At 41.5% G+C, this 23,785-nt stretch carries 19 protein-coding genes and 1 pseudogene; 12 read left to right on the top strand and 8 right to left on the bottom strand.

Annotated features, from left to right (window positions below; genetic code table 11):
* Positions 1 to 82: 82 nt before the first annotated feature.
* The 6 genes from GJB62_RS37540 (at position 83) to GJB62_RS20985 (ending at position 7,598) form a co-directional block, all read left to right on the top strand.
* Positions 83 to 661 (top strand): glycosyltransferase, encoded by a 579-nt coding sequence (locus GJB62_RS37540; protein WP_245245977.1) that lies wholly within the window; start codon positions 83 to 85, stop codon positions 659 to 661.
* A 51-nt stretch (positions 662 to 712) separates the two neighbouring features.
* Positions 713 to 1,978 carry a glycosyltransferase family 4 protein gene (locus tag GJB62_RS21005; RefSeq protein WP_114085017.1) on the top strand — a complete coding sequence of 422 codons (1,266 nt, stop codon included), beginning with the start codon at positions 713 to 715 and terminating at the stop codon, positions 1,976 to 1,978.
* 52 nt (positions 1,979 to 2,030) lie between these two features.
* A complete protein-coding gene (locus GJB62_RS21000) occupies positions 2,031 to 3,212 on the top strand; it encodes a glycosyltransferase family 4 protein (RefSeq protein WP_114085016.1) in 1,182 nt (393 codons plus the stop codon).
* Positions 3,213 to 5,024 carry an ABC transporter ATP-binding protein gene (locus GJB62_RS20995; protein ID WP_114085015.1) on the top strand — a complete coding sequence of 604 codons (1,812 nt, stop codon included), beginning with the start codon at positions 3,213 to 3,215 and terminating at the stop codon, positions 5,022 to 5,024. It abuts the gene before it with no gap.
* Between the two features lie 89 nt (positions 5,025 to 5,113).
* On the top strand, positions 5,114 to 6,121 hold the full coding sequence (locus tag GJB62_RS20990) for a phosphotransferase (protein ID WP_114085014.1): 1,008 nt from the start codon (positions 5,114 to 5,116) through the stop codon (positions 6,119 to 6,121).
* A gap of 139 nt (positions 6,122 to 6,260) precedes the next feature.
* The gene (locus GJB62_RS20985) at positions 6,261 to 7,598 is read left to right on the top strand and encodes an iron uptake porin (RefSeq protein ID WP_114085013.1); all 1,338 of its coding nucleotides are present in this window, start codon (positions 6,261 to 6,263) and stop codon (positions 7,596 to 7,598) included.
* A gap of 104 nt (positions 7,599 to 7,702) precedes the next feature.
* On the opposite strand, the gene GJB62_RS20980 is transcribed toward GJB62_RS20985, so the two are convergent.
* Complete coding sequence (locus GJB62_RS20980) at positions 7,703 to 8,974, bottom strand: glycosyltransferase family 4 protein (RefSeq protein ID WP_114085012.1); 1,272 nt, start codon at positions 8,972 to 8,974, stop codon at positions 7,703 to 7,705.
* A gap of 286 nt (positions 8,975 to 9,260) precedes the next feature.
* On the opposite strand from GJB62_RS20980, the gene GJB62_RS20975 reads away from it, so the two are divergent.
* From GJB62_RS20975 to GJB62_RS20955, 5 genes are all read left to right on the top strand, one after another.
* Complete coding sequence (locus GJB62_RS20975) at positions 9,261 to 10,502, top strand: DNA cytosine methyltransferase (RefSeq protein ID WP_114085011.1); 1,242 nt, start codon at positions 9,261 to 9,263, stop codon at positions 10,500 to 10,502.
* Between the two features lie 106 nt (positions 10,503 to 10,608).
* Positions 10,609 to 11,289 (top strand): deoxyribose-phosphate aldolase, encoded by a 681-nt coding sequence (gene deoC, locus GJB62_RS20970; RefSeq protein ID WP_114085010.1) that lies wholly within the window; start codon positions 10,609 to 10,611, stop codon positions 11,287 to 11,289.
* 252 nt (positions 11,290 to 11,541) lie between these two features.
* Positions 11,542 to 12,444 carry a DNA repair protein RecO gene (recO, locus tag GJB62_RS20965; protein WP_114085009.1) on the top strand — a complete coding sequence of 301 codons (903 nt, stop codon included), beginning with the start codon at positions 11,542 to 11,544 and terminating at the stop codon, positions 12,442 to 12,444.
* Positions 12,431 to 14,062 (top strand): MFS transporter, encoded by a 1,632-nt coding sequence (locus GJB62_RS20960; protein ID WP_114085008.1) that lies wholly within the window; start codon positions 12,431 to 12,433, stop codon positions 14,060 to 14,062. The genes recO and GJB62_RS20960 overlap by 14 nt, the downstream gene beginning before the upstream one ends.
* A gap of 353 nt (positions 14,063 to 14,415) precedes the next feature.
* Positions 14,416 to 15,564: a glycosyltransferase family 4 protein gene (locus GJB62_RS20955; RefSeq protein ID WP_114085007.1), complete on the top strand. Its 1,149-nt coding sequence runs from the start codon at positions 14,416 to 14,418 to the stop codon at positions 15,562 to 15,564.
* A 276-nt stretch (positions 15,565 to 15,840) separates the two neighbouring features.
* On the opposite strand, the gene GJB62_RS20950 is transcribed toward GJB62_RS20955, so the two are convergent.
* From GJB62_RS20950 to GJB62_RS20920, 7 genes and pseudogenes are all read right to left on the bottom strand, one after another.
* On the bottom strand, positions 15,841 to 16,656 hold the full coding sequence (locus GJB62_RS20950; RefSeq protein ID WP_114085006.1) for a peptidase: 816 nt from the start codon (positions 16,654 to 16,656) through the stop codon (positions 15,841 to 15,843).
* Between the two features lie 10 nt (positions 16,657 to 16,666).
* Positions 16,667 to 16,900, bottom strand: a complete 234-nt coding sequence (secG, locus tag GJB62_RS20945) for a preprotein translocase subunit SecG (RefSeq protein ID WP_012410686.1) — start codon at positions 16,898 to 16,900, stop codon at positions 16,667 to 16,669.
* A gap of 121 nt (positions 16,901 to 17,021) precedes the next feature.
* Complete coding sequence (gpmI, locus tag GJB62_RS20940) at positions 17,022 to 18,620, bottom strand: 2,3-bisphosphoglycerate-independent phosphoglycerate mutase (protein WP_114085005.1); 1,599 nt, start codon at positions 18,618 to 18,620, stop codon at positions 17,022 to 17,024.
* A gap of 221 nt (positions 18,621 to 18,841) precedes the next feature.
* Complete coding sequence (locus GJB62_RS20935) at positions 18,842 to 20,527, bottom strand: ABC-F family ATP-binding cassette domain-containing protein (RefSeq protein ID WP_114085004.1); 1,686 nt, start codon at positions 20,525 to 20,527, stop codon at positions 18,842 to 18,844.
* Positions 20,528 to 20,682: 155 nt separating this feature from the next.
* Complete coding sequence (locus GJB62_RS37125) at positions 20,683 to 20,994, bottom strand: hypothetical protein (protein ID WP_181852929.1); 312 nt, start codon at positions 20,992 to 20,994, stop codon at positions 20,683 to 20,685.
* Between the two features lie 51 nt (positions 20,995 to 21,045).
* A pseudogene (locus GJB62_RS20925) lies at positions 21,046 to 21,939 on the bottom strand (Rpn family recombination-promoting nuclease/putative transposase).
* Positions 21,940 to 21,974: 35 nt separating this feature from the next.
* Entirely contained in the window at positions 21,975 to 22,472 is a 498-nt protein-coding gene (locus GJB62_RS20920; protein ID WP_114085003.1) for a hypothetical protein, read from the bottom strand.
* 355 nt (positions 22,473 to 22,827) lie between these two features.
* Between GJB62_RS20920 and GJB62_RS20915 the strand changes: the two genes are divergently transcribed.
* Complete coding sequence (locus tag GJB62_RS20915) at positions 22,828 to 23,778, top strand: hypothetical protein (RefSeq protein WP_181852928.1); 951 nt, start codon at positions 22,828 to 22,830, stop codon at positions 23,776 to 23,778.
* Positions 23,779 to 23,785 lie beyond the last annotated feature (7 nt).

Here is a 23,785-nt window from a genome sequence, read left to right as displayed (position 1 = left end):
ATATCGCTTCAATGCAAAGACTTTAGCCAAATTACGCTACACTGGCTATCTTGACCAGCGTCACCGCCTCAAATTCGTAGATATGGATAGCGTTCAGGCATTGAAATCATTGAATCTGCCATCTGAACGATTAGTGTTGTGCTTGGTGGGAGGCGGACAAGATGGAGCGCGTCTGGCAGAAATATTTGCTCTTGCTGAACTACCACCAGGGATGAGTGGGATCATCTTGACAGGGCCGTTCATGCCGCGAAAGGTACAGCAACAGCTTCAGAAGTATGCTGCTAAACGTTCTAATTTGCGGGTATTGAAATATTTAGCTGAACCGACGCTATTGCTGAATCAGGCTGAACGCGTCATTGCTATGGGTGGTTACAACACAACTTGCGAATTGCTGTCATTTCAAAAGCGATCGCTCATCATACCCCGAATCAAGCCCCGTCGAGAGCAGTTGATCCGTGCCGAACGCCTACAGGCACTTGGTTTAATTGATATGTTACACCCGCACGATCTAAAACCTGAAGCATTGACAGACTGGTTAATGCAGGAAGTTGAGCCGCCACAAGCCCGTAGTTGTATCGATCTTGATGGACTTAGCTGCATTCCTCAATTCGTAAATGAAATACTTATGTCTGCTGATCATTCATCACATCAAGCTTCTTAAAAGGAGATGAGGGAGCCTAAAAGCAACCTTCTTAATTACGAATTACGAATTATGTCAATCCGTATTGGTTACATTCTTAAACGTTATCCTCGCTATTCTGAAACCTTCGTAGTTAATGAAGTTCTAGCTCATGAAGTGGCTGGTTTAGATATTGAAATTTTTGCTTTGAGACCACCGTGTGACACTCACTTTCAAAATATTATTTCCCAGGTACGTGCTACCGTCAACTACATTCGTAAACCAATTCAAGGCCGCAAGAGTGAATCTCTTAATAGTCTTTCTCCCACAGCAGCAAGCTATTTTTGGGCAGAATTACAAGAAACCAGTAAAGTTATTCCAGATTTTTGGTCAAAGTTGGCATTTGCTCAAGGTGAACAAGATAGCACTGTTTACCAAGCTGCATGGCTAGCAAGGGAAGCGCGACTCAAAGAGATCACCCATTTTCATGCTCACTTTGGCACTGTCGCAACCAGTGTAGCTCGGTTAGCATCTCACTTTACGGGCATTCCCTACACCTTCACCGCTCATGCTAAAGACATCTTTCATGAAAGCGTTGAATTGGAAGATATGCAACGCAAGTTTAAAGATGCTGCCACTGTCGTGACTGTCAGTGACTATAACCTCAAGTATTTGCAAAAAACTTATGGTGCAGCTGCAAAGCGAGTTCTACGTATTTACAATGGCTTAGATTTACGGCAATTACAATATTCTTCCCCGGTTGATCGTCCTTCATTGATTCTCTCAGTCGGTCGATTAATTGAGAAGAAAGGGCTATCTATTTTGATAGATGCTTGTGCGATTTTGAAGCGAATAAATTGTGATTTCCAATGTCAAATTGTGGGTACTGGATCATTAGAACCTGTATTGCAACAAAAAATCCAAAATTTAGGGCTGCAATCTACTGTGGAAATTGTCGGTCCACGTCCTCAAAATGATGTATTTAAATTGGTGCAGCAAGCTGCTGTATTTGCAGCCCCATATATTATCGGAAAAGATGGCAACCGGGATGGTTTGCCTACAGTTTTACTCGAAGCGATGGCATTGGGAACGCCCTGTGTGAGTACAGATGTAACTGGAATTCCTGAATTAGTGCGCGATCGCCAGACTGGATTAATTGTGCCACAACATGATGCCGAACAATTAGCGATCGCACTTCAACAACTCCTTACCAATCCAGCCTTGCGAGTCAAATTGTCAACCCAAGCCAGACAATTAATTGAATCTGAGTTTGACATTCATCGCAATAGTGCAGCATTACGAGCAATATTCCATGCGGCTGAACCTATGACGTTAAAAGAATTCGTAATTCGTAATTAAAGACTGTTTATAAATAACTAATTATTTAAAAGTAGTTAAGGAGGTGTAGAGCGTGCGAATTGCTTATGTTTGTGCCGATCCAGGAATTCCTGTATTTGGGCAAAAAGGATGCTCTATTCATGTCCAAGAAGTAATTCGAGCATTGCAACGGCAAAATATCCAAGTTGATTTGTTTGCTACTCGCATTGGTGGAAAGCCACCCGCAGATTTAACTAATATTTCAGTTCATCAACTTCCAGCCATCCCAAAACTGGAACGTTCTGTGCGAGAGCAAGTTGCCTTATCGATTAATCCTGATTTGCGTTTAGATTTGCAGAGGTTTGGCCCATTTGACTTAATCTATGAGCGTTACTCGCTTTGGAGTTATGGCGCAATGGAATTTGCTCAAGCAATGGGAATTCCCGGATTATTAGAGGTCAATTCACCTCTGATTGCAGAACAAGCAAAACATCGCGGCTTGATTGATTGCCACAGCGCTGAACAGGTCGCCAATCGGGTTTTTCAAGCGGCTACAGCACTAATTGCTGTTTCATCTGAAGTAAAAACTTACTTAATGAATTACGTCAAAAGTAGCAAAGTTCATGTCATCCCAAATGGTGTAAATCCCGATCGCTTCTCTGCTTTTAATCGTGAATTTTCAAGGCAATCTGAAACCTTTACAGTAGGATTTGTCGGCACATTGAAACCGTGGCATGGATTGCCAATTCTCACGGCAGCTTTTGCTCAACTGCATCAACAAGTTCCCAATGCCAAACTTTTGATTGTTGGCGATGGTCCCGAACGCGGAAATCTCGAAGCAGAATTATTGGCACGAGGATTACACTCTCATACTAGATTCACCGGAGCGGTGAATCCTGATGAAATTCCTCAATTATTAGCAGCAATGGATGTTGCTGTTGCCCCCTATGCGGCTGAATCCGACTTTTACTTCTCCCCGTTGAAAGTTTATGAATATATGGCAGCTGGTTTGCCTGTAGTTGTTAGTGGTATTGGGCAATTGCTTGAGCTAATTGACACAGGAGTGAATGGGATTCTTTGTCCACCAGATGATGCGATCGCCTTAGCAGAGGCATTAGAAAAATTGTGGCGATCGCCGACTTTGCGCCATTCTTTGGGACAAGCGGCGCGGAAAACGGTTATAGAACATCACACTTGGGAGGCGATCGCACGACAGATTTTGCATATAGCTGGATTAAATACCCCGTCTCAATTCCAAGTGGAGGTGAGACGATAAATGAGACGTTCAAAACCACAGAAAAAAGTTATTCCCGGTTTATGGGGAATACTACGTTATTTCTGGTCTTACATTCAAAAACAGTATGGACTACTTTTGATTTCTGCGATCGCTCTGGTTGCGGATGTTGGACTACGGGTGCTGGAACCTTGGCCCCTAAAGTTTGTTTTTGATTACGTTTTGATTCCAGGCGAGCGGCCTACCAATATCCCATTAATTGATCGCCTGGAGCCAGTTACATTACTGACATTTTCAGCAGTTACAGTCCTTGCCATTACAGGATTACGCGCACTTGCCGCCTATTGGAGTACCGTTGGGCTAGCAACAGTAGGTAGCCGAGTCATGACTGAGGTGCGTAATCATCTGTATTGTCATCTTCAAGATTTGTCCTTGAGTTACCACACCAAAGCTCGTAGCGGCGATTTAATTATTCGTGTAAGTAGCGATGCTAGCCGTCTGCAAGAAATTATGATTACGGCAGCATTACCTCTGGTAGTGAGCATTCTGACGCTGTTTGGCATGATTGGCGTGATGTTTTGGATAAATAGCAGCCTCACCCTACTTGCACTACTTACCCTACCGTTGTTTGTATTAGTCACAAATCGGCTGAGTCAGCGAATTCGAGAGTCCTCATTAAAGCAACGGAAACAAGAAGGAGCTGTGGCGGCGACGGCTGCTGAGTCAATTGCTGCCATTAAATTAGTCAAAGCCCTTTCACTACAAGATGCCTTTGCGCGAGTTTTTTCTCAACAAAATCACCATAGCCTAAAGGAGAGTGTAAGAACCCAACGCCTTGCTGCTCATCTCGAACGAACCGTTGATGTTGTGATTGCACTAGGAACAGCAATTGTTTTATGGTACGGCTCCTGGCTGGCATTGCGAAATGCTCTGACACCGGGTGATGTGCTGGTATTTCTCACCTATCTCAAAAATGCCTTTAAGCCGGTTCAGAACTTTGCTAAGTACACCGGAAGACTTGCTAAAGCTGCTGCCTCTGGTGAGCGAATTTTAGATGTATTATCACAGCAACCCGATGTCCGAGATTTGCCGGATGCAATACCGGCTCCAATTTTCCGAGGTGAGGTTTGTTTTGATCATGTTCACTTTGCCTATGAACCAGGACAAGTTCTGCTGGAAGACATCAATTTAACCATTCAACCAGGGCAGCAAGTAGCGATCGTTGGTACATCTGGTGGTGGTAAATCTACTTTAGTAAGTCTATTATTACGACTTTATGACCCGACGATGGGTAAAGTCATGATTGATGGGCGGGATATCCGCGAGTACACATTGGAATCATTACGCCCACAAATTAGTGTAGTTTTGCAAGATAGTCTCTTATTTGCCGCTACCATTCGAGAAAATATTGCCTACGGTATTGCCGGCGTGTCGGATGCAGAAATTGAAGCAGCCACTCGTCTAGCTAATGCTGATGATTTCATTCAAGCTTTACCCCAAGGATACAACACGCTTGTGGGAGAAAGAGGCGCAACCCTTTCAGGTGGACAACGCCAACGAATTGCGATCGCCCGCGCTGCTATTCGTCAAGCTCCAATTTTGATTTTAGATGAACCCACAACTGGGCTAGATCAAGGCAACGAGAAAGCGATCGTTGATGCTCTACAACGGCTCTCGCAAAACCGCACCACCTTCTTAATTACTCATGATCTGTATCTTGCAACTCGTGCAGATATAATTCTTTACATTGAAAATGGGCAGGTGCTAGAACAAGGCACTCATCTGGAATTGATGCAACAGAATGGTTGCTATGCGGCATTGTATCAAATGCAAACCGCAATCCGAACTGAGTGAAAAGTCAAATCCTCTGATGACATAACCCAATTATGGCGCTGCATATTGTGCAGAGAGAATAAAAGTTTTTAGATTTACACCTAATAAATATGACTGTTTTCGTCAGCGATCGCTTCAACAGTGTAACTGATTCCAAAATGCCATTTTTGTCAGCCGCTCTTGATCCATTGGAAGTACAACAGCGGTTCACTGAGTACTTGCCAACATTTCAAAATTCCCAACTGCAAAAAATCGAAGTCATGCGTCACAAACCGGGACGGCGTTGTTTGATTGAATATGAATTGCTGAATAATCACGGACAAACCATTACCCTAATTGGCAAAATCCGAGCTAAAGGAACAGACTTTAATAGTTATGAACTACAAAAATCCTTGTGGCAAAAAGGATTTGCAGATGATAGCGCTGATGGAATTTCAGTACCGCAACCTGTAGGGATAATTCCCGAATGGCAGATGTGGTTGCAGCGAAAAGTTCAAGGAGCGATCGCCACTCAATTATTAACTCAAACCAACACCATTTTCCTAGCAAAACGAATTGCTGAAGTTGCTCATAAACTTCACCAAACAAACATTCCTCCTCGCCGTTCTCATACCATGTCAGATGAACTGCGAATCTTGAATGAAAGGATTCTATTGGTGATACAACAATATCCAGAGTGGAAAAAACGCTTAGAACAAATATTAGTGGCATCTAATCATTTAGGAGAAAATACTCCAGAACAAAAACACTGTGGTATCCACCGAGATTTTTATCCCGATCAAGTAATTGTTAATGGTTCTCGTTTGTATCTTATCGACCTTGACTTATATTGTGAAGGTAATCCGGCGATTGATATCGGTAACTTCATTGGTCATATTAAAGAATACAGCCTTCGCATCCTTGGCAATTCAGAAGCATTACACGATTGGGAAACTGCCTTAACTGAAAGATTTATTCAGCTTACAAGCGAGGAATTCAAAACTTCAATTGAATCCTACGCTACCTTAACATTAGTACGACATATTCATATCAGTACACAATTTTTAGAACGTCGCCCTTTTACAAAAATATTATTAAATTTATGTGAACAGCGCTTACATATTAGAAACGCATCATGATTTAAACTCTTATTTTCTATAAAAATCCTAAATCATTCGGAAAAATTTCTCCTTATTCTCTCTGTGTTCTCTGCGCCTCTGCGGTTCGTCTTGATATTCAAATTCTTATATCCTAATTGCTAATTTTCAGGAGAAAGCATTGTTAGCTTCAACTTATTGGCGACAATTTCGATTAATTAGTTTAATTATCTCATGCACTTTGAGTAGCATAAATCCAGCTATTGCAACACCCATTCCCGATAAACCTAATATCTTTAGTGAATCTAATGCTGATAATCAAGCATTAAGTAAAATCACATCCGTTTCTGAATTGTCGGCAGAAATAAAAACACTTGAAAAACGAGTTACTTCATTAGAAACCAACATTGCTGCATTAGAAACGCAACAGTTTTCACCCCATGTTGAGCTTGAGGCCGAAGTCATCTTTGCTGTGACTGGATTCGCTGGTGAGAAGAGAGCCAATAGCAGTAAACCAATAAATGAAAATTTAGTATTGAGCGATCGCGTCCGTCTGAGCTTCGTAAGCAGTTTTACTGGAAAAGATAAATTGGAAGTACGCTTACAAGCAAGGAATACACCAGCATTAGAAGATGTGACTGGAACTCAAATGGCAAATTTGGGATTTGATGGTGACGATGAAAATGAGGTGGAAGTAGATGAGCTAGAGTACAGATTTCCACTAGGTAAACGAACCCGCATGACTTTGTATGCGTTGGGAGGAGGATTAGGCGACTTTGTTCCTAGCGTCAATCCTCTTTTTAGCGGTAGTGGAGACGGATCGATTTCTACATTTGGACGAGAAAATCCCATTCGCCGACAAGGTAGTGGCACAGGTATCGGTATTTCTCATAATTTGAATAAAGCTTTGAATTTGTCATTAGGATATCTCAGCAGCAATGCAGCTAATTCAGAGAAGGGGATTTTTGCTAGCCCTTACGGAGCGATCGCTCAACTAACCCTCGAACCCACTAAAACAACAGAACTCAGCCTTACCTATATTCACTCTCATAACAATTTGAAGACGGGAACTGGAAGCGAATTAACCAGCGATCCATTTAATGATGAGGCAGATGCGATCGTTGCTAATTCATTTGGCGCAGAAGCTGCTTGGCAACTTAGCCCAGTTATTACCCTCGGTGGCCGAGTTGGTTTTATTCATGCAAAAGCAGAAGATTTACCAGCAGATCCCAATGCGTCCATCTTTACATGGGCAGTGCTACTAGCTCTCAAAGATATCGGACGAAAAGGTAGCTTTGCAGGATTTGCGGTGGGTCAACCTCCCAAAGTGACCCACAATAGTTTCGGTGATGACTTCAAAGATAAGGATACGTCTTTACATCTCGAAGCCTTTTACCATTTTCTAGTCACAGATAATCTGGCAATAACTCCGGGACTATTTGTGATTACAAGTCCAGAACATAATGATAGTAATCACAATACTTATGTTGGTACGGTTCGGACGACGTTTAGCTTCTAAGTACAGCCCACCATAAACAGGTTACGAAAATTATGCCCAACAGGAGCAAAATCTTAGGGGTTTTGAATTTAGCACTTTGTGCAATCTAACCCCATTGCTGTAGATTAAACTTCTTGTTTTGTAACTCTGTTAGACTGAATTGTTCCACGCTCTGCGATCAATGAGTAACACAATGACTCATACTGATTTAAAGCTTGTTCAAAAGCATAGTTTTCAACGGCATATTTGCGACTTTTATAACCCAGAGTTTTGACTTTTTCGGGGTTTTGGTACAAATCTAAAATTTCCATCGCTAAAGCTTGGGAATCTTCTGGAGGAACGATAACTCCGCCGCCACTTTGCCTGATGGCTCTTGCTGCTGTACCATTCTCAGGTACAGAGGCAACTAAGGCCACTCCACTGGCAAGTAGCACTTGAATTTTTGATGGCATATTGAAGGATACAACATTTTTCTTTTGCACTACTAAACCAACATCGGCAGCCGCCAACATTTGTGGCAAAGATTTGCGGGGTTGAAATGGTAGCAGCAAAACGTTATCTGCACCGCAGTCTAGACATTCCTGTTGCAATCGCTGTAAACCTTTTGCTTCTCCAACGATCACAAAAACAATATCTGGGATATGGCGCAACACAGAAGCGGCTTTGACAACGCTTTCTAAGCCTTGGGTTAGGGCAATGTTACCAGAATAAAGTACTACAAATTTGCCATTCAGGTTATGTGCTTCGCGGAACGGGTTATTTTCTTGAGGCAAAGGGCGGATGAAATTTACATCAACCCAGTTAGGAATTTGCACAATTTTGTCAGCTTTTACGCCCTTAGATCGCAAATTGTCCACAAAACCATCGGCAATGACGCTAATCTTACTAGCAGTGTGGTAAGCAAATTTTTCCAACACTGTGAATAACTTTATAAGCCATTTATTTTTCAGTAGACCAACGTGAACAGCTGCTTCTGGTAATATATCTTGTAAATTTAAGATCACAGGACAAGCACGTAACCATCCTAAAAGAGCAACTGGCACACAGCTTGGCAAAGATGGCGATGTTGAGAGAATCACATCTGGCCGCCAACCAAAGAGGGCAGGTACAAAACTAGTGACAACGAAACTAGCATCTAGTAACACCCGATCTAATAGGTTGGGTTGGGGACGAATCCAAACGTAACTGCGTTGGATTTGAACGCCATTTTTATATTCGTTGAGATACCACTTGCCCCGATATTCCTGGTAAATTTGACGCTCAGGGTAGTTGGGCATAGCGGTGACTACGCGCACTTGATGCCCACGCTTCACTAGTCCCTCTGCTAATTCAGTCATCAGTGGGGCAATACCAATTGGCTCTGGATAGTAGTTGTAAGAGTAAATTAAAATTCGCATAAAAGTTAGTCTGAAGTACCCCGGTTTTTTGTTGAATGACAAATATTTATCTTCAACATTGTTTAGAGCTTAGAAACTCTTATATTTAATTGTGACTTCAGACTCTTTTTCTGTCAGGGATTTTCCTTAAAGATTGAGTAAACTTAGATATTAAATACTTAGAGGAAGTATGAATTTTTTTACTATTTAAGCAGCCTTCAAATTTTTAAATTTTGATTGGTACGTAGGTATAAACCCTAAGTATTCTGATATTAATTAAGACTGTTTCACAATATTTAGTTATTGAATGAGCGTTCGCCCTTGTATTTTCTCCTTTTTTGCTGGTTCGGGATTCCTAGATTTAGGTTTTGAAACTAGCGGTTTTAATATTGTTTACGTCAATGAAATGTTTTCACCATTCATGGCAGCATACCGATATTCACGGCAGATTCTCAATCTGCCATTGCCAGAATACGGGTATCATCACGGAGAAAGAGGAGATGTAAGCCAACTTCACGAAGGTTTACAAGCACAACACCTCCGCGAGTTAGTACAAGACTGCCGCAAATCTAATAATATTGTGGGCTTCATTGGTGGGCCTCCCTGTCCTGATTTTTCTATTGGCGGGAAAAATAGAGGACGATTAGGAGATAATGGCAAGCTTTCCGCTTCTTATGTTGAATTAATTTGCCGCAATCTTCCAGATTTCTTTTTATTTGAGAACGTTAAGGGGTTGTGGAGAACAACAAAGCACCGTTTATTTTTTGAATCGCTCAAGCAACAACTACTAGAAGCAGGCTATATCTTAACAGAGCAGTTAATTAATGCTATTGAATATGGTGTACCCCAGGACAGAGAAAGAATTATTCTCGTTGGTTTCCGAAATAATTTTATCAAAGATATAGGAATAAAATTCGGTAGTGAAAAGCTACTTAACGAGAAGGATTTTCCTTGGGAAAATCATATTTTATATCCTAAGAAAGAGGTTTTTGCTTACCCTTGGCAGAAGTGCGATCCATTCCAAGAAAATTCCATCATGCTTTGTCCTGACGGCATCCCTCAAGAATTAACAGTTGAATACTGGTTTAGAAAAAATAATGTCTTGAAGCATCCTAATACTGAAAACTGTTTTAAACCAAGGGCAGGTATCACAAGATTTGCTGCTATTGATGAAGGAGATGATTCTAAAAAGTCTTTCAAGCGTCTTCACAGATGGCGTTACTCTCCGACAGCTTGCTATGGAAATAATGAAGTGCATTTGCATCCCTATAAAATCCGGCGAATATCTGTGGCGGAAGCTTTAGCTATCCAATCTTTACCTGCAAATTTTGTACTTCCAGATAATATGTCACTCACTAATATGTTTAAGACTATTGGTAATGGCGTACCCTATTTGGCATCCAATGCGTTAGCTAAAACTATTACTAACTTCTTAGGAATTGGTGTAAAAAATGCTGTTAATATTTCTAACCTTACTAAGCCTAATGTCAACTTAAACACTTATACTAATTCCGCAACATCTACAGAAGTAACATCAAAAATAAGTTAGTAGCTTGTTTTCAGGATAAACTCGTAATAAATATGGTTTAATATATATATAAGAAATGTTTTAATTTTTTATAAAGTTTAATAATCAATTACTGGCAGAAGACACGATGGCAGCAGACTATCCAGATATTGATATTGCGCCATTTATCGATCACGCCCTGTTAACGCCAACGGCTACTCCAGAGCAGGTTCAGCAGTGGTGTGAAGAAGCATATAGATTCAATTTTGCGGCAGTTTGCTTGTACCCCACCTATGTCAAACAAGCTGTCGAACTCCTCCACGGCAAAAATCCGAAAGTGTGTACTGTGATTGGCTTTCCCTCTGGTGCGACAACTTCAGCAGTGAAACTCTATGAGGCTCAAGAAGCGGCGGATAATGGAGCCACTGAATTGGATGTGGTCATGAACTTGGGCTGGTTGAAAGCTGGTAAAACTGAAGAAGTCCACCGGGAAATTGCCGAAATTTGTGAAGAGACTGGGCAAACTGTCAAGGTAATTTTGGAAACCAATCTGTTGACAGATGCGGAGAAAAAAATAGCTGCTGAAATCGCTATGGAGGCGGGGGCGGCTTTCTTAAAAACTAGTACAGGTTGGAATGGCGGTGCAACAGTGGCAGATGTGCGATTTTTGCAGGAATTGGCAAAAGAAAGGGTGGGAATTAAAGCTGCGGGTGGTATCCGCACTATTAATCAAGCTCTAGACTTAATCGTAGCGGGTGCTACTAGATTAGGCACATCTCGCGGTATCGATTTGATCCGCCAGCGCGATAATCTGGGGAAGGGTGAATAGTCATTTGTTTATCTTCCTAACCTGCGAAAAACTGCGGGCACATCTATGCCCTTTGTCCTAACCCAATGACCAATTTTAGATTTTGGATTGAAGGATTGAAGGATTCAAAATTTAAACCTGGTTTCAGAGCAGCTAGTTTCAACTATGGAAAAATCTAAAATCCTTGTATTCCTTTTGTAAATCCCTACTTTTAGGTATGGCGTTAATCTAAAATCCAAAATCCAAAATTGATTGGCTAATGACTAATGACTAATGAGTAGAACCTACAAAGCAACCGGAATTAATCTTAAAACTCAGGTGCTGGGAGAATCAGATAAAATAGTGACCATTTTGACACCAGAATTCGGTCTGATTCGAGCAGTGGCTCCAGGGGCACGTAAGCACAACTCCAGCTTGGGCGGCAGGAGTGGTATGTTTGTTGTGAATGAACTATTGATCGCCAAAGGGCGATCGCTTGATAAAATTACTCAAGCACAGACGTTAAAAACTTATCCTGGTTTAGCTAAAGATTTGGGAAAATTGGCTGCTAGCCAATATTTAGCAGAAATAGTCCTCTCTCAAGCTTTGAGCGAACAACCCCAAGAAGAACTTTATGAGTTGTTCAATGAACATCTCCATCGATTAGAAGCATTGTCTAGTACAAATGCATCTGGTGTTTTGGCTCATCTGGCTCATGGGGTGTTTCACCTTTTAGCCTTAGCAGGAGTAACACCGCAAGTGCAAGTATGCTGCTTATCTGGGCGCTCCCTCAAGCCAGACTTTACAGACCCCAACTGGCAGATAGGATTTAGCGTTCCTACGGGTGGAACGATTTGCTTAGAAACTTGGAAACGTTTACGAACAGAGGGAAAGGGGGAGAGTAATAACCAATACCCCATTCCCCATATCCCATTGCCCATGCCCCATGCCCAAACAGTTGTTGTGCATCGGCAAGAAATACCTTTGATTTCTAGTCGTCTGGGTGCTATGGAACTGGCTTTGCTTCAACATCTGTCACAACCAGAGATAATGCAAATTGATGGTGCTAGAGACCATAACTGGTTATCTGTTGAGCAGATTTTGCGCCAGTATGCTCAGTACCAATTAGGTCGCCCTATTCGCTCTGCTACCTTGATCGATTCTTATTTTGCTGCCAACCATGATGCAACCATCTGATTTGGATAAAAAAATCCTGCCTTTGTCACCAAGCCTCGTTAAAAAACAGAATAGGATATCAGATCCTAACGTCAAGAATCACTTGAGTGCCGTTTCAAAGTGTACACCTAGTCAAATCAATAGCCAAGAAATGTCCCCAAAAGACGTTTCTAAAAACGATCAAAGTTGGACAGCCCAGATCCCAAAAACTGATGTTCCAGAAATACAATCTGAGGACAAATTAACTACTGCTGAGGCAAATAGCAACGGGCAGAGTTTGCCAGTAGCTACTACCCCAGAAACAGAATCACCCAAATTAGATGGATCTGGTTCAGGTGGAGAAGCTGTTTCTGGGAATGTAACACAGCAGGGGTTTTTGCCTGTATTAAAAAACCCTAATTTCCTGGCTCTTTGGGGCGGTCAAGTTTTCTCCCAATTAGCAGATAAAGTTTATTTAGTGCTGATGATTGCTTTGATTAATACTCAGTTTCAGGCTAGTAATCAGAGTATTAGTGGTTGGGTATCAGTCTTGATGATGGCTTTTACGATTCCAGCCGTATTATTTGGTTCCGTTGCTGGCGTGTTTGTCGATCGCTGGTCAAAAAAGGCTGTGCTGGTGGCAACGAATATTTGGCGCGGCATCCTGGTTTTGTCAATTCCCTTCCTGCTGTGGTTGACTCATGGCTGGAAACCCATAGGAGTTATGCCAGTAGGTTTTTTGATCATACTGGGTGTGACTTTTCTAGTTTCTACACTGACACAGTTTTTTGCGCCGGCGGAACAGGCAGCAATTCCTTTAGTGGTGGAAGAACAGCATTTACTCTCAGCTAATTCGCTTTATACGACAACGATGATGGCATCGGTGATTGTTGGGTTTGCTGTCGGAGAACCATTATTAGCGATCGCAGATGGACTTTGGTCGCAAATTGGTGGTAGCGGTAGTTTGGGCAAAGAACTATTAGTTGGTGGTAGTTATGCGATCGCTGGACTAATTTTATTCCTCCTAGCAACTAAGGAAAAACACCACCACCCTGATACAGAATTCCCTCACGTATTCTCTGATTTGCGAGATGGTTTTGCCTACCTCAAAGCCAATCATCGCGTCCGCAATGCTTTGCTTCAGCTGATTATCTTGTTTTCTGTCTTTGCAGCATTAACTGTTCTAGCTGTTCGGATGGCAGAAATAATTCCCAACATGAAAGCCTCCCAGTTCGGCTTTTTACTCGCAGCCGGTGGTGTTGGCATTGCTGCGGGAGCAACAATTCTCGGTCAATTTGGTCAACGCTTTTCCTATACCCAACTAAGTCTTTGTGGTTGTATGGGTATGGCAGCATCTCTGATTGGTCTATCAATCTTTACAACCCAACTATGGCTAGTCCTGTTACTGGTGGCGTTATTAGGTATCTTTGGAGCCCTAGTAGGAATTCCCATGCAAACCGCAATCCAAACAGAAACACCACCAGAAATGCGTGGTAAAGTATTTGGCTTGCAAAACAATGTAATTAATATTGCCCTCTCCTTACCTTTAGCTTTAGCTGGTGTCGCAGAAACCTTTTTGGGATTACAGGTAGTTTTTTTGGGATTAGCTGCGATCGTCTTTTCAGGAGGTATATTAACCTGGTATAACTCACGTAAGTAGTTATCAGCTAAGAGGAGTTATTATTCATTACCTTGAAGTAATTACTAATTTCCTTAAAGCTTTTGTGTTCATGCTAAACTGTGGTCAGTGAAAATTTATCATATACTTGTGGGATATCAATCTGACATTAGTCAGAGTAAGTTGTTTAAGTATCAGAAATTAACAACTTATACGTAAAATAAATAAAGCCATCAATCCACGAATTTAATCAGCTTCCAAATATGCTTTTTAAACTACGACGTGGTGGCAATTTTTAATAAATAAAAGCCAGCAAGTATAGCTAGATAAAATAAAAATCACAAAGGGCACACAATTAATAGCTCAAACCCGCTTTTCTTACAGCCAAATAAAGAATGCGTATAGCCTGGATTGGAAAAAAATCACCCTTTTGCGGCAATGTAACCTACAGTCGAGAAATTACAAATGCTTTGCTAGATAGGGGACATCAAGTTAGCTTTCTTCACTTCGCACAGGAAGAGTCTGAACCTGAGAATTGGCCAAATCTTCGAGAGGTTTCGCTCCCATTCATTTACAAGTCTCAGGTTTATACAATTCCTACTTTTAAAGCAACCAAAGTTTTAACTGATTCGCTGCGGGAAATCAAGCCAGATGTAGTCCACGCTTCCTTAACATTATCTCCTCTAGACTTTTTTCTACCGGAAATCTGTGAGGAACTAAGATTGCCCCTAGTTGCAACTTTTCACACACCATTTGCTGGTAAAGGAGCAAAGCTGGTATCGGGAACACAGCTTTTGGCTTATCAGCTTTACGCACCTTTTTTAGTTAACTACGATCGCGTGATTGTATTTTCCCAAATTCAGCGAGAATTATTGGCAGGGATGGGCGTAAGGGAAGAAAATATTGCTGTAATTCCCAATGGTGTTGATACCGTTAAGTATTCTCCAGGATTTTCTCAAATCAAAGCAGAATTTAAAGCCGATCGCTTGTTTGTTTACCAAGGTCGAATAGCGCCAGAGAAAAATGTCGAAGCTCTACTCCGCGCTTGGAAGCAGTCGGCAATGGGGCCTGGTACGAAGTTGCTAATTGTTGGCGATGGCCCTTTGAAGTCTTCCTTAGAGCCGTTTTATGGTTCAGAATACGGCATTATCTGGTTGGGATTTGTTGCTGATGAAGACCGACGGATCGAAATTTTGCGGGGCGCAGATGTATTTGTTCTACCTTCATTGGTAGAGGGGTTGTCCCTATCTCTGTTAGAGGGAATGTCATGTGGGTTGGCTTGTTTAGCAACAGATGTGGGTGCAGATGGAGAAGTATTAGAAAAGGGCGCAGGTATAGTTATTAGTACTAAAACCGCGCGATCGCAGTTAAAAACCCTCTTGCCAGTATTGCAAGACCATCCAGAGTTAACAACCTTACTGGGGCAAAAAGCCAGACAGCGTGTATTAGACCGCTATACCCTTAGTAAAAATATTACTCTGCTGGAAGAACTTTATAAAGAAGTTTTAGCACAGCGACCACTACCGCTAAGTCGTAGAGCTTAGGGAAAGGGAAGAAGTGCGATCGCACTGTAAATTATGAGATGGTAATCAATGCGATCGGGCAAGAATGTTACGCAACATTCAATACAGTTCAGATAAGACCAAAACATTTGTAGAGACGGCGATTTATCGCGTCTCAAAAACCCAAAATTTTTGCCAGTAGCCCTTAACCCAAGCGTATTGAGGCAGCATTGACTAATATTCTAGTCATACAATGATTTGTGACTTATGAATACAGATACCTCACTCAGAATTCTCTTACCACGCAAGTCAGATTGATCAATTAATCTTTGAATTATCCCCTAAAGACCAGCCCAAACTAGTTGGCTGTTCATAAATCCGTTTTAGAGTATTTACATCTCTGGAAGAAATAGGCAACGGGTTACGAACTTGAGAAAAATATAGGGCATCAGTTTGTAGTGGACTATGGCCCCAAATTCCCAGTGCATGACCGAATTCGTGCCGGGTAGCTGCAATAAGATACTCACCTGTTTGACTGGGACTTAGCAAGATAGTGAAGCGGTGGGATAAAACTTTGTTGGTAGTGTATAACTCGTAAGTAGTTTGTGCTGATCGCGCACGAGGTTTACTACTACCAGGGGAAATTTGTAGAGGTGGCGCTTTTCGTGCGATCGTAATATCAGCAATTTCTGGCTGTTTTACTATTGTCAAAGGTAAATAATTGCTCCATTCCTTTACACCCTGCAAGACACCATTAACCCATACTTGAGCTTGTTTTTCGTTAACGGATTTTGGTGGTTCTACGTAAACTCGAATGGGAAATTGTGACCAGACTAAATAACCAACTTGGGTTGTTGTGACTTGTGAAAAGTAGTCACCACTATTAGTGCTATCTTGCCACTGTGCGAGTGTGGGCGGTAAGGGATGGGGTTTTGGGATGGGTGAGGTGGAAAGAGAGATTACTGAGTCTGAATATACATCTTTTGATATTATTGTAAATCCATAACTCGAATGAAGATTAATACAAACGATAAACAGCCCTGTGCCAATAAATAAGGCAAGAGCTGTAATTAACCGTTGTGAGATTAAATTTATTAGGATGTTAAGTATTTGGTGTTGGGTTTTTTTCCCCATTGACCTATCCTTATTTAGGCAGCCAACCAGCACTTAAAACCACTGTTAAACCGAGGAAAATTACTGTTAATGCCCAAGTAATTCGATTTAAGGTGTTTTCTGCACTTTTGGTACTGCTAAATAGCTGGGCTTGTCCACCAATGGCTCCAATACCATCACCTTTGGGGCTATGTAGTAAAACTAAGATAATCAAACCAGTGGCGGAAAACGCCCAAATGCCTTGCACGATATTAGTAGCTGTCATGGTAGGAATCTCATTTATAATTTATAACAATTTTTCAAAAAACAGAATTCTGAATTCTGAATTCTGAATTCAAAAGTTAGGAGTTCACTAAAAACTCCTAACTCAGGGACTCAGAACTCTTTTACAGCCCTACTTGCACAGGGGTGCGAGTGCGTTGCAGTTCATAATCTGCTGTTTTCAGCAGCGATCGCCCTGTCATCTCTGGTGGTTGAGGCAGCTGTAAAATCTCTAGAATTGTGGGGGCAATATCGGATAGCTTACCATCGCTTCGCAGTTCGACATTTGTACCATATCCAGGGATTTTGACTTTCTCGCCTTCTACCAATATAAAGGGGACTGGGTTAGTGGTGTGGGCTGTCCAGGGATTACCCCCATCATCTAGCATATACTCAGCGTTGCCATGATCGGCAGTAATAATTGTTGTCCCACCGGCTTTGATAACGCTCTCTAGTAAGCGACCTAAACAGCGATCAACTGTTTCAATTGCTGTAATGGTAGCGTCGATTTGACCAGTATGCCCTACCATGTCTGGATTGGCATAGTTAATTACAACTAGAGAATACGTACCCTTTTGAATCGCAGCGATCGCAACATCTGTAACTGCTGCTGCTGACATCGCTGGGGCGTGATCGTAAGTAGCGACCATTGGGCTGCTTACTAATTCCCGATCTTCTCCAGCAAAAGGTTCCTCCAGACCCCCATTAAAGAAATAGGTGACGTGGGCATATTTTTCTGTTTCGGCGGTGCGGAACTGATTCAGACCATGATTAGCTATGACTTCTCCCAGAATGTTACTGAGATTCTGAGGCTCAAAGGCTACAGCTACAGGTAAGTCTGAATCATACTGTGTAAAAGTGACAAAAGACAGTGGTGTAATTTGCTGTCTTTCAAAACCGTTAAAAGTGGCACTGACCAAAGCTTGAGTCAGTTGTCTGGAGCGATCGGGGCGGAAGTTGAAAAATATCACCCCATCCCCTGGTTCTATTGCGCCGGGTGCAATTCGGATGGGGTTGATAAATTCATCTTTTACCCCTTCGGCGTAAGATGCTTGCAAGATTTCCACAGCCGTGCGATTATCACCTGTACCATCTTGGGTCATCACGTCGTAGGCGCGTTTGACCCGATCCCATCGGTGATCGCGATCCATCGCGTAGTAGCGACCGCTGAGGGTGACTATGCGTCCAATTCCTGTACGGTCTAAATAATCTTGCAGCAGTGTGATTGCTTTTACCCCTTCTGTTGGGGCGGTGTCACGACCATCGGTGATGGCGTGGATACAAACTTCTGGAATTTGCTGGTTTTTGGCTAAGTCAAGTAGTCCGAATAGATGGGTGATATGCGAATGTACCCCTCCCTCAGAACAAAGCCCGACTAGATGTAGCTTGCTATTCCGAGAACGAACTTCCTGGCAAATTTTGACAAGTGCTGGGTTTAATGCAATAGAACCGTCTTCGACCGCATCAGAGATGCGTACCAGTTCTTGCGGTACAACTCGCCCAGCACCAATGTTCAAATGACCAACTTCCGAGTTGCCCATTTGACCCTCTGGCAACCCTACGGCTTTTCCTGATGTGCGGATGAGAGTGTGCGGGTAAGCTGTCCATAAACTGTCCACAATGGGAGTTTTAGCAGCAACAATAGCGTTTCCTCGCTTTTCTTCGCAGTAGCCCCATCCGTCTAAAATGACTAGCACCACAGGAGCAACAGGTGCTTTGGTCATAGTAAAATTGCCCTTTACTTTTTGTAATACCCGAATGATACCATTGCTAATCCACGTCGCAAGTGAATTTTTGCTTATTAATTTCTTTTATGAAAGACTTACAGTTTTTTGAAATATTTTTTAAACCTTAGCGATTATTCTGTAATTTTGTTGAGCGCTAATAATAAATGATTACTTAGTAGTAGCCTTTTAGCACTACTACTAAGTCCGTATTCAATCACTTATTTCTTTTTGGTAGAAGCTTTCCCAGCTTTTTTAGCAGCTTTTTCGGCAGCGATCGCAGCTAATTTTGCTTGTTCTTTTTCTTCGACAATTTTCTGGAGATAGTAATGATAGTCTCCTAAGTAAACGCGGAATTCACCATCACGAATTTCGACGATTTTGTTAGCTACTTGAGAAATAAAGTAGCGATCGTGGGAAACTACAATTGCCGTACCATCATAGTTTTTCAGCGCTTCTTCCAGCATTTCCTTCGCTGGAATATCTAGGTGGTTTGTCGGCTCATCTAAAATTAATAAGTTCGCGGGACGTAAGAGCATTTTTGCCAAGGCCAAACGAGCTTTTTCTCCTCCACTTAATGCCCCGACTGCCTTAAATACAGTATCACCAGTAAATAAGAAGCGTCCCAAAAGCGTGCGGACTTCTTGATTATCCCAGTCTGGAACTTCATCATGGATAGTTTCCATGACAGTTTTCTTCAAGTCTAAAGCTTCAGCTTGATTTTGCTCAAAGTAACCGGGAATAACGTTATGATCCCCTAATTGAACGCTACCTTCAGTTGGTGGTTCCATACCCATAATTACGCGCAGAAGGGTAGATTTTCCAGCACCGTTGGGGCCAAGAAAAGCAATGCGATCGCCTCTTTCAATTAGGAGATTTGCTGCCAAAAACAGGATTTTATCACCATAAAGATGAGTTAAATCTTTAATGTCTACTACCTCGCGTCCACTGCGGGGTGCAGGGGGAAAACGGAAGTGTAGAGTTCTTACCCCAGCAATGGGTGCTTCAATGCGCTCAATTTTATCGAGTTGCTTTTCCCGGCTTTTTGCCTGGGTACTGCGGGTAGCACTGGCGCGGAATCTATCAACAAAGGTTTGCTGTTTCTCTAATTCTTTTTGCTGACGTTCGTAAGCACTAAGTTGTGCTGATTGACTTTCGGCTTTTTGTTCCAAATATGCTGAGTAGTTACCAAGGTAGGTACTGGAAACGCCACGTTCAGTTTCCACAATTTGGGTACAGAGGCGGTCAAGGAACTCCCGGTCATGGGAGACTATTACCATCGGTGTAACCAGCCCTCTGAGGTAATTTTCCAACCACTCAATGGTTTCTAAATCTAAGTGGTTAGTCGGTTCATCCAGCAGCAACAAGTCAGGTTTTTGCAGCAGGATTTTACCTAAACTCATCCGCATTTGCCAACCACCACTGAAGGCACTGACGAGGCGATCGCCATCTTCTAGCCCAAACCCCATCTCTGGTAAAATTTTCCCGATGCGTGCATCTAAGTTGTAGCCATCCAAGGCTTCAAATTTACGCTGCAAGCGATCCAGCTTGTCGATCAGTCGATCCAGTTCTTCTGGGCTAGCCGTTTCCATCTCTTGTGGTATGTGCGCCAGAGATAACTGTACTTCGTTGGCTTCTTTGAAGACAGTCCAAAATTCTTCTCTAACGGTGCGAGTGGGGTCTACTTCAAACTCTTGGTTAAGGTAGGCTATATGTAAGCTATTAGGACGAATAATTTCGCCGGCGGTGGGTTCCATTTCCCCAGAGATGATTTTTAGTTGGGTGGATTTTCCAGCACCATTGACACCGACTAAGCCAATGCGATCGCCTGGTTTAACTTCCCAGTTGATATCTTTGAGAACTTCGCCTGTGGGATAAATTTTACTTATATGTTCTAGTCGCAGCATTAAGTTTCTCTCAGGTAGGGAGTGGGTGGTTGAGGACGAAGTACTAACACCGCCTCTAATATTAACAAAAATTAACTATAAATTCGTCGTGATCAAGTTTGGAAGCCGCAAACTAAATTTGGCTTGAGCCACGGATAAAATTTACCACATCTATCTCAAGGTTGACTTTGTGCTACTTGTCTGACTTCTTCGACACTGAAATCAAATGCCTCAGCCACTTGTTCCACTGTCACCCCAAATTTCAACAAGGTGGGTATTAATTGTAATTTGGCTCTACGCTCCCCTATTTGGATGCCATCATGATAGAGTTTTGCGTTTTGAACTTGGTTTATAGTTAAACCTAATCCCTCCGCAACTTGCTCAATAGTTAACGCTAAATCTAATAGACGAGGTACTGATTGCCGTAAACCTTCCAAACGCCCTTCTTCAAATGCTTCTTGATAAATTTTTGTATCTTTGAAACTCATAGTTCCTATGTTGTAGTCCACCAATTCCTCTACTCCTTGATCAGAAGAATCCTACTGCGCGGCTTGTCTAACTTGTTCGACACTCAAATCTAGCGCCTGTGCTACTTGTTCTACAGTCAACCCGGCTGCCAACATTGCTGGTACTGCTCTGAGTTTACCTTGTTCAATGCCTTGAACCCTACCTTGTTCAATGCCTTGAACCTTACCTTGTTCAATGCCTTGTTCAATGCCTTGAACCTTACCTTGTTAAATGCCTTGTTCGATGCCTTGAACCTTACCTTGTTCAACACCCTCCTGAAAGGCTTCCTGATAAAATCTGGTTTGCTTTAACTCGCTTAATCCAAACATTTCCTCCATCTCCTCCCTACTCATTGTGGGAAACTTATAAGCCAAAATAGTCTCGATAAATTGTAATAATTGCTGCTGTTTTGGTGGTGAGTTTATCTCGGACTTAGTTCTGTCTATCAACTCTCTTGCTTGTGCGATCGCTATATCGTCGGTTGCAATTACTAATTTAGCAGTTGCAATGCCAATTGGAAGCGATGCAGCCTCACCTAATTCATCCAAATAAATGCGTCTGACGCGCCCACTTGTGAAAAACTCACGGTAATGTTTGATATCGCCTGTATCTACATTCCTGTTTGGGTATAAAACCACAGCACCCCAGTCATTTGATGGTTGATTTTGACGGAGGTATAAACATATTTCTGCAATTAGCCGTGAATAAATTTCCCCATCAGCTTGAAATTGCACTTCTACAAAGTAAATCGGGTTCTCGCTTCCTTGTGTAGGCAGAAACACACCATCGATTCTGAAGGCTGTTTGTTTGATTTCAACTGATGAAAATTGATAAAGGCTAGCTGATTCTGGAGGATTACCAATAAGTTCAAAAAAGATATCAGGGAATTCTTGAAACAGCCGATAAAAAATGATGTCTGTTTTCACAATTTTAGATTATTTGAAAATTTTGATTTGCTGTTTCATGTATTACTTGATTCTTCGGAACCATCTCGCACTTTCAGCAATTGCTCTTTTGCCATCCCTAATATACGTGAAAGGGGCGCTAACAAACTATCATCAAATGCTTCTCCAGCATAAATATTATTCAGTTCAGTAGGGGATAATTTAAAGGTGTCGCAGAATTTTGCAAACTCCTGATTACTCAAATCCAGCTCTTTTTGCCTATCACGAAGTAAAACTGCGATCGCTCTAGCTCCATGCTTGGGACGCTCACTAGTTTTTACATATTTTTCCATTAAATAATTGACTTTTCTGGTATCGCCGCCGATTTTTTTAATTAAATCAGTACAAGCCATTTTTAGTGCTTTCTTTAAAACTTCTTCTTCATTTAAAGTTTTAATAATTTCATTGGCATATTCTGGTTTGAAAAAACCTACCAAATTCCCTTGATGATAAACTGGTATATAGGGATTATTCGTTTCAAGTTGCCAATCTAAAGGCTCATTGCGTAGCGACATAGCTGCACCCCTAAGTATTTTAAGATTGCACCATTTTAAAACCATTTATTCCTTAACTGCCAGTAAAATACCCTATCACTGGCGATTAGAAATCGCAGCTATACAGACAAAACCCACCTCCGTGGGTTTCGACTTGCTGGAGTCCACGCAGACGGACTTAGTTTGTGCGGCCATTACGTATTTCTACCAGAACCTTTAACTCAGCCAAAATTAGCGATCGCCTTGCTCATCACCAAATGGCTAAAAGCTTACCAGAGAAGGGTTTGGTAGTGTTATGAGGTTGTTGTTAGATATTCAACCATAATGGGCATACTGTAAATATCAAGTAAGTAAGCATCGAAATAGGGTAAACAGTATGTTGACGATAACGTGGCAAGAAGAGATTGCATTATTGAAACAAGATTTGAGTAAAGAAATAAATAAAATTTCAGGTCATTCGGAAATTAATATACCTAATCATATTTGCATTAATAACCTGAAATCCAAGTTAGAGCGATTAGATGAAATAGAAAAAATTCTTAGTATAGAAAAATATAAAATTGCTTTTATAGGTACTATTGGTCAAGGAAAGACGACAGCTATTTGCCATCTTTTTAATTTAATAACTGATTTGAAGATTTCCAAAACTAGTGGTGTTAAAACTGAAGATGTAACCGAAACCAAAGAGCTACTATCAACTGGGGCAGGCAGAACTACTATATGTGAAGTAATTATCAAAGCATCTGAAAAAACTTACATAGAGATAGAGCCTTATACAGTTGATGAAATGGAAAATATTATTACCGAATTCTGCGAATATATTGCGAATAAAGATAATCCTCAGCCAGATCAGAGAGTAATTATTTCTAAAGAAATTGATAGAGCTATTAGGAACATTATAGGAATGAAGTTACGTTATAAAACAATTTATGTTGATAAGAAAAAGAAAAATGAAACCATCGATCCAGCGAAAGAAGGATTTGATAAAATTGTATTAGATGAATCAAAAAAATTAGAGCCTGGAGAAGAACTTGATAAGTTAAGGTTAGATGAATTAAAAAAAATTGCATTAAATAAATTTCAAAAGCTTACCTTGAATAATGCAAGCCTGGGATCTAGAACGACGAATAGGATTGAATTTGATAATCAAAAAAATGAGCAGCAATGGATAAAAAATACCTTTGCTGCTATTAATACTGCTGAGTTCCAGGAATTTGCTATTCCGAAGAAAATATATCTTTACGTGAGCTATGATGTTTTATCTGGTTCAAACTTGTCTCAGTTCGATTCAGTCATTGATACCAAAGGACTTGATGAAAATCCGTAAGGATTCA

Origin of the sequence: Nostoc sp. ATCC 53789 (assembly GCF_009873495.1) — a bacterium.
Lineage (GTDB): Bacteria > Cyanobacteriota > Cyanobacteriia > Cyanobacteriales > Nostocaceae > Nostoc > Nostoc muscorum_A.
Note: the sequence above shows the minus strand (reverse complement) of the source record. Positions and strands in the feature narration are given on the sequence as shown.

Bases quoted from the DNA above. Each gene is read 5' to 3' on its own strand.
- GJB62_RS37540 (WP_245245977.1), top strand. From the start codon at position 83: ATGGATAGCGTTCAGGCATTGAAATCATTGAATCTGCCATCTGAACGA.
- GJB62_RS21005 (WP_114085017.1), top strand. From the start codon at position 713: ATGTCAATCCGTATTGGTTACATTCTTAAACGTTATCCTCGCTATTCT.
- GJB62_RS20995 (WP_114085015.1), top strand. From the start codon at position 3,213: ATGAGACGTTCAAAACCACAGAAAAAAGTTATTCCCGGTTTATGGGGA.
- GJB62_RS20990 (WP_114085014.1), top strand. From the start codon at position 5,114: ATGACTGTTTTCGTCAGCGATCGCTTCAACAGTGTAACTGATTCCAAA.
- GJB62_RS20980 (WP_114085012.1), bottom strand. From the start codon at position 8,974: ATGCGAATTTTAATTTACTCTTACAACTACTATCCAGAGCCAATTGGT.
- GJB62_RS20975 (WP_114085011.1), top strand. From the start codon at position 9,261: ATGAGCGTTCGCCCTTGTATTTTCTCCTTTTTTGCTGGTTCGGGATTC.
- deoC (WP_114085010.1), top strand. From the start codon at position 10,609: ATGGCAGCAGACTATCCAGATATTGATATTGCGCCATTTATCGATCAC.
- recO (WP_114085009.1), top strand. From the start codon at position 11,542: ATGAGTAGAACCTACAAAGCAACCGGAATTAATCTTAAAACTCAGGTG.
- GJB62_RS20960 (WP_114085008.1), top strand. From the start codon at position 12,431: ATGCAACCATCTGATTTGGATAAAAAAATCCTGCCTTTGTCACCAAGC.
- GJB62_RS20955 (WP_114085007.1), top strand. From the start codon at position 14,416: ATGCGTATAGCCTGGATTGGAAAAAAATCACCCTTTTGCGGCAATGTA.
- GJB62_RS20950 (WP_114085006.1), bottom strand. From the start codon at position 16,656: ATGGGGAAAAAAACCCAACACCAAATACTTAACATCCTAATAAATTTA.
- secG (WP_012410686.1), bottom strand. From the start codon at position 16,900: ATGACAGCTACTAATATCGTGCAAGGCATTTGGGCGTTTTCCGCCACT.
- gpmI (WP_114085005.1), bottom strand. From the start codon at position 18,620: ATGACCAAAGCACCTGTTGCTCCTGTGGTGCTAGTCATTTTAGACGGA.
- GJB62_RS20935 (WP_114085004.1), bottom strand. From the start codon at position 20,527: ATGCTGCGACTAGAACATATAAGTAAAATTTATCCCACAGGCGAAGTT.
- GJB62_RS37125 (WP_181852929.1), bottom strand. From the start codon at position 20,994: ATGAGTTTCAAAGATACAAAAATTTATCAAGAAGCATTTGAAGAAGGG.
- GJB62_RS20920 (WP_114085003.1), bottom strand. From the start codon at position 22,472: ATGTCGCTACGCAATGAGCCTTTAGATTGGCAACTTGAAACGAATAAT.
- GJB62_RS20915 (WP_181852928.1), top strand. From the start codon at position 22,828: ATGTTGACGATAACGTGGCAAGAAGAGATTGCATTATTGAAACAAGAT.